Here is an 11,331-nt window from a genome sequence, read left to right as displayed (position 1 = left end):
CAGCGACGGCACCCACGGCGGTTCCCGCGGCCGGAGCCGGTGCGGCCGAGCGCACCGAGCCAACGGGGTCGTCCGTCCCCGCCGAGTCCACCACCGCCGGCGTGCCGTCGATGCTGTCCGAACTGGACGCTGCCGCCGAGGCCCACTTCGCCGAGCACCCCGACCGCACGAGCCTGCGTGCCGCGGCCGAAGCCGACGACCTCGCAGCCGAACTCGGCGCGCTGTGCGAGCGGCTGCTGCTGGCGTCACTGCGCCGCATGGGCGTGTTCGAACGGGAAGGGGAGCGCCACACCGCCGAAAGCCTCATCGAGCGGCTCGGCGTGGTGGCCGAGCACCACCGGCTCGTGTCCGGGCTGCTGCGCATCCTCGCCGACGCCGGATACCTCGCCGAGGAAGGCGGCGCCTACACCACCACGGCGGAGTGCGCGGCGACGCCGTTGCGCTGGGAGGACGCCGCCGTGGAGGAACTGACCCGCGACCTGCTCGCCCGCAGGCCCGAGATGGCCGGTTTCGCCCGGCTGCTGACGTCCTGCCTCGACGCCTACCCCGACGTGCTCACCGGCAGGCGCAAGGCCCACGAGGTGCTGTTCCCCGGCGGTTCGTTCACGGCGGTGGAGGACGTCTACCACAGCGACCAGGACTCCAACGCCCTCGTGGCCAGGCTGGTCGGCGAGTACGTCGGCGCGCGGTTGGCCCGCGATCCCGAGGTGCCCGTCGCGCTGCTGGAGATCGGCGCGGGCACCGGCGGAACGACCGCCTCGGTGCTGCCCGCGCTGGCCGGGCACGCCGGGCGCGTCCGCTACACCTACACCGACATCTCTCGGGGCTTCACGCGCTACGGCGCCGACCGTTACGGCCGCGAGCACGACTTCCTCGACACCGCCGTGCTGGACATCGAGCGGCCACCCGCAGGGCAGGGCATCGCGGAAGGCGCCTACGACGTCGTGCTCGCCACCAACGTCCTGCACGCCACCGCCCGCATCGACCGGACACTGGCGCACGCGCGGTCGCTGCTGCGGCCGGGCGGTGTGCTGGTGGTGCTGGAGGTCACGAGGGTCCAGCCGTTCCCGACGCTGACGTTCGGCCTGATGCCGGGGTGGTGGTCCTTCGAGGACACCCGGCTGCCGAACGGACCGCTGCTGAGCGCCCCGATGTGGCGGCGCGCGCTCGAAAGGGCCGGGCTGGGTGCGGTGCGCACCTACTCACTGCTCGCCACCCGCGAGGACCAGGCGCTGGAGTCGGTCATCCTCGCGGAGAACCCCGGCGCGACCGACGTCACCGGGCAACCCGCACCGGCCGCGCCTGCCGTGCGGTCAGCGCCGCAGTTTGCGGCCTCCACGGCTCCGTCGGCGCCCACCACGACCACCGGGGAGGCGGGTGGTGCGCCGGAGGCCGGTGCGCTGGAAGCCATGGTGGCCGAGGCGGTCGCCGACGTCCTCGGGCTCGACTCGGTCGGCGCGGACGACGACTTCCACGAACTGGGCGGTGATTCGATCCTCGCCACCCAGGTGATCTCGCGGTTGCGTGGCAGGTTCCCGATCGAACTCGACCTCGGTGGTCTTTTCGACGCCCGCACCGTCGCGGGCATGGCCAGGGTGGTCGAGGCAGAACTCGTCGAGCGGATCGACGAACTCCCCGACGACGTGGTGGCCGACATGCTCGCCTGATCGGCCCGGCGAGTCCCCGAACACACCCTCGAATCCCGGCGAAAAGGAGCCCCGGATGTCACTGGACGAACAGGTCGGCACGGGCAGAGCGCGGCTGTCGCCACAGAAACAGGCCCTGCTGGACAAACTGACCGGCGGCGCGCGGCGGTCCGCAGGCGGCCCTGCCACCGCTGCCTCGGGCGGCATCCCGCGCAGGGAACCCGGCACCCGGCCTCCGCTGTCGTTCGCCCAGCACCGGTTGTGGTTCCTCGACCGGATGGTGCCGGGAAGTCCCGCCTACAACGTCGTGATGACGTTCTCCATCAGCGGTCCGCTGCGCCCCCACATCGTCGGCAAGGCGGTGGACGAGATCGTGCGCAGGCACGAGGCGTTGCGGACCACGCTGCCGGACGAGGACGGCAAGCCGTGGCAGCGGGTCGCCGACGACCTCACCGTTCCGGTCGTCGTCCACGACCTTCGCGAGGCTCCGGAGACCGTGGACGCGGCCGTCTTCGAGCAGGCACGCCGACCGTTCGACCTCGCCGAGGGGCCGCTGCTGCGGGTCGAGCTGTTCCGCCTCGCCGAGCAGAAGTGGATCGTGTTCCTCAACGCCCACCACGTGGTGGTGGACGGGTGGTCGCTCGGCCTGTTCTGGGAGGAGCTGCTCACCCTCTACGACGCCTTCGCCTCGGGACGCCCCTCGCCGTTTCCCGAGCTGCCCGTGCAGTATCCGGACTTCGCGATCTGGCAGCGGGAGTACCTGCGGGGCGAACGTCTCGACACGCAGCTCGCCTACTGGAAGGAGCGGCTGGGGGGCAGCGCCGAGCATCTGGAACTGCCCTTCGACCGGCCGCGTCCCGCGGTGCAGACCTTCGAGGGAGGTGACGCGGAACTGGTGTTCGGCGGCGGCCTGCGCGACGGATTGCTCACGGTCGCGCGCGCCAGGGGAGCGGGGCTGTTCACGGTGCTGCTCGCCGCGCTGAAAGCCCTGCTGCACCGCTACACAGGGCAGTCCGACATCTCGGTCGGCTCTCCGGTGACCAACCGCACCCACGTGGACATCGAGCCGTTGATCGGGTTCTTCGTCAACACGCTGGTGCACCGCACCCAGGTCTCGGGCGAGGAGAGCTTCGCCGACCTGCTCGGCAGGGTGCAGGAGGGCGTCGCCGGGGCGCAGCGCCACCAGGAGGTGCCATTCGAGGCCATCGTCGAGGCGCTGCGGCCCGACCGCTACCTCAGCCAGAACCCGCTGTTCCAGGTGTGTTTCAACTTCCTGCCAGCCCGGCCGCTGCGGTCGCCTGCCGGGCTCACCGTGGAGCGGATCTCGGGTGTGCGCAACGCTACCTCGAAGTTCGACCTGTGGATCAGCGTGGTGGACCGCGCGGACGATCTGCTCGTCGAGGTCGAGTACAACTCGGCCGTCTTCGACCGCGAGACCATCGACCGGCTGCTGGGTGCGTACCGCGCGTTGCTGGAGGCCGTCGCCGCCGACGACGGCACCCCCGTCTCCCGGCTGCCGGTGATGACCCACGAGGACCGCGATCTGATCGAGAACCGGTGGAGTCGCCGCGAGCACACCGGCCCCGTGCCGGAGGAACTGGCACACGAACTCGTCGCCGCGCACGCCCGCGCCACCCCGGACGCGGTGGCCGTGCGCGACAGGGGCAGTAGCCTCACCTACGGCGAACTCGACGAGCGCTCCCGCGCGCTCGCGGCGGCGCTGCGGGACAGAGGAGTCGGCAGGAACACGCTGGTGGCGCTGGCCACCGAGCGGTCGGCCGACCTCGTCGTCGGTGTGCTGGGCATCCTGAAGGCAGGCGGGGCCTACGTGCCGGTGGACCCCGCCTACCCGGCCGAACGCATCCGGTACCTGCTCGACGACAGCGGCGCGCGGATCATCGTCACCCAGCGGCATCTCGCCGACCGGCTCGCGGCCGAAGGCACGGAGGTCGTCCTCGTGGACGGCCACCCGCCCGCCGCCGGGCTGAACAGGCTGCCGGGGGCGAACCCGCACGACGTCGCCTACGTCATCTACACCTCGGGCTCGACCGGCAAGCCCAAGGGCGTCAAGGTGAGCCACGCCAACATCACCAGGCTCTTCGCGGCCACCGACCATTGGTTCCACTTCGGACCGCACGACACCTGGAGCCTGTTCCACTCGGCCAGTTTCGACGTGTCGGTGTGGGAGCTGTTCGGTGCGCTGACCCACGGAGGGCGGCTGGTCGTCGTCCCCTTCGAGGTGTCCCGCTCGCCCGGCGACTTCCTCGACCTGCTGAGGGCCGAGCGCGTGACGGTGCTCAGCCAGACACCGTTGGCGTTCCGGCACCTGATGGCCGCGGAGGAGACCGCACCCGACGGTGAGCTGGCGCTGCGGTTCGTGGTCTTCGGCGGGGAGAACCTCGACGTGGCCGCGCTGCGGCCGTGGTTCGACCGGCACGGCGACCGCACTCCCCGGCTGATCAACATGTACGGCATCACCGAGACCACGGTGCACGTCACCTACCGGGAGATCACCAGGGCCGACCTCGACTGGCCCTCGGCAGGCTCGCCGATCGGCAGGGCCATGCCCGACCTGTCGGCCCGCGTGCTCGACGCCTACGGTCAACCGAGCCCGATCGGGGTGCGGGGGGAACTGTACGTCGGCGGGGCGGGTGTGACGCTCGGCTACCACGACCGGCCCGAACTGACCGCGCAGCGGTTCCTCGACGGTCCCGAGGGGCGCGAGTACCGGTCCGGTGACCTCGTGCGCTGGCTGCCGGACGGCGAGCTGGAGTACCTCGGCCGCGCCGACCAGCAGGTGAAGATCCGAGGCCACCGCATCGAGCTGGGCGAGGTCGCCTCAGCGCTGACCGAGCACCCCGGCGTCCGGGAGGCCGTGGTGCTGCCCGACGACGAGGGCACCAGGCTCGTCGCCTATGTCATCCCCGACGCGGGCGCGGCCGGAGCGGGCCACGAGGCCGCGCAGTGGCAGGACGTGTTCGACCGCGTGTACGTGGACGGCCCTCCGCTGGAGCCCGACTTCGACATCCGGGGCTGGGTCTCCAGCTACACCGGCGAACCACTATCCCCAATGGACATGTGGGAATGGGTCGGCACCACGGTGGACCGCGTGCTGGACCTCGGTGGCAGGAGGGTGCTGGAGATCGGGTGCGGCTCGGGGCTGCTGCTGGCGCGCATCGCGCCGCACTGCACGGAGTACCACGGCACGGACATCTCACCTGCCGCGATCCGCCAGCTTGAGGACACGCTGATCGGCAAGCGGGCCGATCTCTCCCACGTGCGGCTCGACGTGCGGGCCGCACACGAGCTCGACTCGTTCGAGCCGGGCCGGTTCGACACGATCGTCGTCAACTCGGTGGTGCAGTACTTCCCAGACCCCGGATACCTGCGCCGGGTGATCGCGCAGGCGCTGCGGCTCGTCGCCGACGGCGGCGCCGTGTTCGTCGGCGACGTCAGGGCGCTGCACCTGTTCGACACCTACCACGCCGACGTGGAGTTGCGCCGCGACGATCCCGGCCGCACGGCCGCGCAGGCGAGAGCCCGTATCCGGCTCGCGGCGGCACAGGATCGGGAGCTGATCCTCGACCCGGCCTTCTTCGACGTGCTGCGGCGTGAGCACCCGCGCATCAGCAGGATCGAGACCAGCCTGCGGCGGGGCGAACGGGACAACGAGATGACCCGCTACCGCTACGACGTCGTGCTGCACGTCGGCGCGCCCGTCGAGCAGCGGGTGCCGGACACCGTGGTCCAGTGGCGGGACGGGCACACCACCGTGGCAGGCATCGAGTCGCTGGTGCGCGGCACGGGCAGCGGCCCCGTGGTCGTGCGGGGTGTGCCCAACGCCCGCCTCGCCGACGTGGCGAACGCGGTGGCCGACCTCGGCAGGACCGCCGAGGACGATCCCGCACCCGTGCTGCCACGCGTTCCCGAACCCGCGCGCGAGGGCGCGGTGCATCCCGAGGTGTGGTGGCGGCTCGCGCAGCGGCTCGGCCGCACCGCCGAGGTGTCGTGGACACCGGGCGCGGCGGACGGCCGCTACACCGTTCTGCTCGCCACCCCGGGTGATCGGCGGAACTGGGTCGCCGAGCCACTCCGCGCCGACGTCCGCCCCGACGAGCTGAGCACCGACCCCGCGTTCGCGAAGGCGGCCGTGGCGCTGCTGCCCCGGCTTCGCGCGCACCTGAAGGACCGGCTTCCCGACTACATGGTGCCGTCGGCGTTCGTGCCGCTGTCGCGGTTCCCCATCAACTCCAACGGCAAGCTCGACAGGGGCGCGCTGCCCGCACCGCTGCCCGAACTGATGGACGACACCACGACGGCCGAGCCGACGACGGAGACCGAGAAGGCACTCGCCGAGATCTGGGAGGAAGTGCTCGGTGCGGGCAGGGTCGGCACCGCGAGCAACTTCTTCGAACTCGGTGGCGACTCGATCCTCACCATCCACGTCGTGTCGGCCGCCCGCAAACGCGGTCTCGCGCTGACACCGCAGCTGATGTTCCAGTACGACACGCTCGGCGAACTCGCCGCCGCGGTGTCGGCGGAGCGGGAGCGGACCGGTGAACGGGAGCCCGGCCCTGTCGCGAACGCGGGCGGGCTCGACGCCCTGCGTGCACGGGACGACGTCGAGGACGTGTACCCGCTCGCGCCGTTCCAGTCGTGGGCTCTGCGCACGCTGCTGGCCGAACCGTCCACCGGCGCGTTCCAGGTGCACCGGCTCACACCCATGCCGAGGGGGATGGTGGCTCCCGAGGTGTTCCGCGAGGCGGCCACCGCGCTCGCTCGGGCACATCCGGCGCTGCGTACCTCGTTCGCGTGGGAAGGGCTCGACGAGCCCGTGCAGGTGGTCCACCGCGAGCCCACGGTCGAGTTCGAGTACACCGACTGGCGCGGCCTGCCGCCCGCCGAGCAGGACGCCGCACTGGAGCGGCACCTCGCGGCCGACCGCAGGCGCGGCGTGGACCCCGCGGTGCCCGGTGGCCTGCGGTACTTCGTCGCCGAGATCGACGACGACCACTGCCTGATGGTGGCGAGCCTGAGCTATCTCTGCCTCGACGGCTGGTCGTACGACATCATCGCCAGGCAGTTCGACTCGGTGATCGGCGACCTGCTCGCGGGGCGGCGTCCCGAACCGGAGACCGGGTTGCGCTACCGCGACTTCATCGACGGCATCGCGACGCGCGACCGTGAGGCGGAGGCCGACTTCTGGCGCCGGTCGCTGGCGGGGCTGCGCCACCCCGTTCCGCTCGCCCGCACTCTGCCCGGCAACCGGCCGGGCGCGCAGGAGGGGTACGGGCGGCAGTGGACCGACCTGCCCGCCGACCTCGCCGAGGGGCTGCGCGAACTCGTGCCGCAGCGGAGGACGACGCTGAACACACTGTTCCAGGCGGCGTGGTCGCTCACCGTGGCCGCCTTCGTCGCGGAAGGCGACAACGCCGACGTGGCACACGGCATGCTGCTCAACGGCCGTTCGTCCGGTGTGGACGGTCTGGATGCCATGGTGGGGACGACGCTGAACATCCTGCCGTTGCGGATGACGATCGACGGTTCGGAGCCGGTACCGGCGTTCCTGCGCAGGACGATGACCGAGGCCGCCGCGGTCGGCGCGCACGAGCATTCGGTACTCGACGAGGCACTGGCCCACGGCGAGCTGCCGAAGGGGACACTGCCCTGCGAGAGCTACCTGGTGTTCCAGAACGTCGCCGTGGAGACCTCGGAACGCTTCCCACCCGGCTTCTACGTCACACGCATGGGTTTCCCGCTGCGGGTAGACGTCTTCCCCACGGCCACGATGACGCTGCACATGTCGTACTACCGCGACGTGTTCACCGACGAGGCCGCGGCCCTGCTCATCGGCGCGTACACGGCGGCGTTGCGGGCACTGCTGACAGCGGGGGACGGACCGGTGCGGGACGTGCTGGCCGCCGCGCGGGCGGCGACGGCGCCGAGCACGGGACTCACCGGGTTCAGGGAGGGAGCCTTCGTGGTCAAGGACATCGTCGCGCTGGCGGGAGGTGCCTCGTGAGCACGCCGACGGTCTTCCTGTTCTCGGGGCAGGGCTCGCAGCACTACCAGATGGGCGCCGAACTCTACCGCGAGGAGCCGGTGTTCCGCGCCGAACTCGACCGGCTCGACGCCGTCGTCGCCGACCTGTGCGGACAGTCGGTGGTGGCCAGGATGTACGGGACGCAGCGGGCGGGTGAGCCGTTTCTCGACACGCTGGTCACGCACCCGGCGATCGTGATGGTCGAACTGGCGCTGGCGGAGCTGTTGCGTTCGGACGGAGTCGAACCCGATGTGCTACTGGGGGCGAGCCTCGGTGAGTTCACGGCGGCCGCGCTGTCCGGCGTGTTCGGCGTGGAGGAGTGCCTCCGGCTGGTGGTCGCGCAGGCCAGGGTGCTCGAAGGGCTGCCCGAAGGCGGGATGCTCGCCGTGCTCGCCGATCCCGGCCTGCACCAGCGGATGCCCGAACTGCGGGAGCACACCGACCTCGCGGCCCGCAACGGGCCGCAGCACTTCGTCGTCTCGGGATCCGAAGAGGCGTTGCGGGTCGCGGAGGAGGCGTTGCGGGTCGCGGAGATCCCCTGCCAGCGCGTGGCGGTCGAGCATCCGTACCACTCGCGACTGCTCGACTCCCGCCGCGAGGCGTGCACGAGGCTGATGGCCGGGCTGGAGCTGCGGCCACCCCGCATTCCGATCGTGTCGTGCGCGACGGGGGAGCGGATGCGCCGGCCCAGCGTCGAGCACTACTGGTCGGTGGTCTCGGGGCCGATCGAGTTCGAGAAGGCGGTGCGCGGGCTGGAGGCCGAAGGTCCCCACCGCTACGTCGATCTGGGACCGTCGGGGACTCTGCACAACCTGGCGTCGGCCGTGCTCGGACCGGCGCGGGGACGCTCCTACCCGGTGCTCAGCATGTTCGGCCACGACCGCAGGCTGCTCTCCGAGGTGCGGGCCACGTTCGCGGCCCGTCCCGCACGCAGAACTATCCCCGCGCCGACCGCGCCAAGGACCGCGCCCGCGCCTGAGGTGTCCTCGACCGCTTCCGGGCCTGCCGGGAAAGGAGTTGCCATGAAGGTGTACGGCTTTCCCGGCCAGGGTTCGCAGTCCCAGGGCATGGGCGCCGAGTTGTTCGACCGCTATCCGGGGCACGTCGCCACCGCCGACGCCGTGCTGGGCTACTCGATTCGCGAACTGTGCGAGCGCAACCCCGAGGGCAGGCTTCGGCGCACCGAGTACACCCAGCCCGCCCTCTACGTGGTGTCGGCACTGTCCTACCTCGCGCGATGCGAGGAGGACCCCGTGCCACCCGACTATCTCGTCGGGCACAGCCTCGGCGAGTACGCGGCCCTGTTCGCGGCGGGGGTGTTCGACTTCGAGACCGGGTTGCGGCTCGTGGCGCGCAGGGGCGAGCTGATGGGCAGGGTCGCCACAGGGTCGATGGCCGCCGTCGTCGGCTGCGACCTCGCCACGGTGGAGTCGATGATCGCCGGGATCGAGGGCGTGTCGGTGGCCAACATCAACGCCTTCGACCAGGTCGTGCTGGCAGGCCAGGACAGCGGGCTCGACGCGGTCGGGCCGCTCGTGGAGGCGGCGGGCGGCCGGTACGGCAGGCTGCGAGTGAGCGGGGCGCTGCACTCGCCGTTCGTCACCCCGGCAGCCGGGGAGTTCGGCCGCTTCCTGGAGACGGTACCGCTGGCCGCGCCGCGCATCCCCGTGCTCGCCAACCTCGACGCCAGCCCGCACGACGCGGCAGGGCTGCGGCACCGGCTCACGCGCCAGATCGACAGCCCCGTCCGCTGGCTCGACTCGATGCTCTACCTGCTGGAGCGCGGCGAGATCGAGTTCGTCGAACTCGGGCCGGGGAAGGTGCTGCGCAACCTCGTCGCCAAGATCACCAAGCAGTGGGCGCAGCGACGCGGGAGCGAGGCGGAGGAGGCCACGCCGTCGCGCGTGACCGTGCCCGCCTTCAGCGCCGGGGGAGTCGCCGGGCAGGAGCGCGGCGACGTCGTGAACGCCGGGACGGCGGCGGCCACACCGGTTCAGGCGACCCCGGCCGCTCCGGCGGACATGACGGCCACAGCGGCGACAGTCGCCGGAACGGCCCCGGCGGCCACAGTCACCACGGCGGCCAGGGCGGACCAGGAGAGCCGGGCGAGCGCAACGGCCACAGCGGTGACGGCGGCCACCGCGGCAAGTGTGGCCTCAGCGTCCACTGTGGACGGGCAGGGTGCCGTGGACAGGGTGGCCACGATGTCCCCGCAGGCACCCACGCTGCCCGACCCTGCCGCCGTGATCGCGGCCGGAACGGAGCGGGCAGGCGAGTACACCGCGCTCGGGTCGGCGTCCTTCCGGGCTCGCTACGGCCTCGCCCACGCCTGCGTCGCCGGATCGATGTACGGCGGCGTGTCCGGAGTGGAGCTGCTGTCCCGGCTGGCGAAGGCGGGCGGGATGGGGTTCTTCGGCGCGGGCGGGTTGCCGATGGCCGAGGTGGAGGCCGGGATCGGCGCGATCGTGGCCGAACTGGGGTCCGACAACCCGTTCGGCGCGGCCCTGCCGTATCACCCTTCGGACCCGGGAAAGGAACTCGCGCTGGCCGATCTCTACCTGCGGCTCGGGGTCACCGTCGTGGAGGCGTCGGGGCATCTGGAGATCACCCCGGGGCTGGTGAAGTTCCGGCTCAAGGGCGGGTCGGTGCTGGCGAAGGTCAGCCGCACCGACATCGCGGAGCAGATGCTCTCCCCGGCCCCCGCCGCCCTGGTTCGCCTGCTGCGCGAGCAGGGACACCTCACGGCGGCCGAGGAATCCAGGGCGGCCACGCTGCCCGTGGCGCGGGATGTGGTGGTGGAAGCCGGGTCGGGCTGGCTGTCCGGTCCCGCGACGCTGACCACGCTGCTGCCGTCCGTGCTGCGCCTGCGCGACCGGCTGGCAGGCGACGGCGAACGGGTTCACGTCGGCGCGGCGGGCGGGATCGGCACGCCGGAGGCCGCCGCGGCGGCCCTGCACATGGGTGCCGAGTTCCTGCTCACCGGATCGATCAACCAATGCACGGTCGAGGCCGCGACCAGCGCGAGGGCCAAGGACATCCTGCGGTCGCTGAGCGTCCACGACATCGACGTGGCTCCATGGCCCGACATGTTCGAGCTGGGCGCCAAGAACACCGTGGCCCGCAAGGGCCTGTTCTACCCGGCTCGTGCCACGAAGCTGCACGAGCTCTGGCGCGCACACGATCGCTACGTTGACATCGACCCCGCCGTCCGCGACCAGATCGAGCGGCACTACCTGCGGCGGCCGTTCGCCGAGGTGCTCGCCGAAATCGGATCGAGCGGGCAGTCCAAACAGGACATGGCTGAGGTGTTCCGCACCTACCTCACCTCGGCGTTCGCCTTCGCCCGCGACGGTGTCGAGGACCGCAAGGTCGATTACCACATCCCGTGCGGACCCGCGATGGGGGCCTTCAACGACTGGGTGCGCGGCACGGAACTCGAACCGTGGCAGCGCCGCCACGTCGATTCGGTCACCGAACACCTGCTCACCGCCACAGCGGCCCTGCTCGACGACCGCGCAGCACGCCGCGCCAGCTGACCCGCCGGAGGTTTCTCGTTGAGTACCGTGCCACCACCCGCACCCACCGGGCCCGCACCCGCCACCACCGGCGCGCACGTGTGGCCGGTGTCCGGCCGCACCGGCG

At 71.7% G+C, this 11,331-nt stretch carries 3 protein-coding genes; all 3 read left to right on the top strand.

All coding sequences use genetic code 11. The features are described from left to right. On the top strand, positions 1–1,667 hold a 1,667-nt coding region (locus SACXIDRAFT_RS23405), incomplete at its 5' end, for a class I SAM-dependent methyltransferase (RefSeq protein ID WP_006240830.1). A 55-nt stretch (positions 1,668–1,722) separates the two neighbouring features. After that, a complete protein-coding gene (locus SACXIDRAFT_RS21655) occupies positions 1,723–7,668 on the top strand; it encodes a non-ribosomal peptide synthetase (RefSeq protein WP_006240829.1) in 5,946 nt (1,981 codons plus the stop codon). Then, positions 7,665–11,225: an ACP S-malonyltransferase gene (fabD, locus tag SACXIDRAFT_RS21650; protein ID WP_006240828.1), complete on the top strand. Its 3,561-nt coding sequence runs from the start codon at positions 7,665–7,667 to the stop codon at positions 11,223–11,225. Before SACXIDRAFT_RS21655 ends, fabD begins: the two co-directional genes overlap by 4 nt. The last annotated feature ends 106 nt before the right edge of the window (positions 11,226–11,331 follow it).

Origin of the sequence: Saccharomonospora xinjiangensis XJ-54 (genome assembly GCF_000258175.1) — a bacterium.
GTDB classification, from domain to species: domain Bacteria; phylum Actinomycetota; class Actinomycetes; order Mycobacteriales; family Pseudonocardiaceae; genus Saccharomonospora; species Saccharomonospora xinjiangensis.
This window is presented reverse-complemented; position numbering and strand designations above follow the sequence as displayed.

Excerpts from the sequence above, each read along its gene's own strand:
- SACXIDRAFT_RS21655 (WP_006240829.1), top strand. The coding sequence starts at position 1,723 with ATGTCACTGGACGAACAGGTCGGCACGGGCAGAGCGCGGCTGTCGCCA.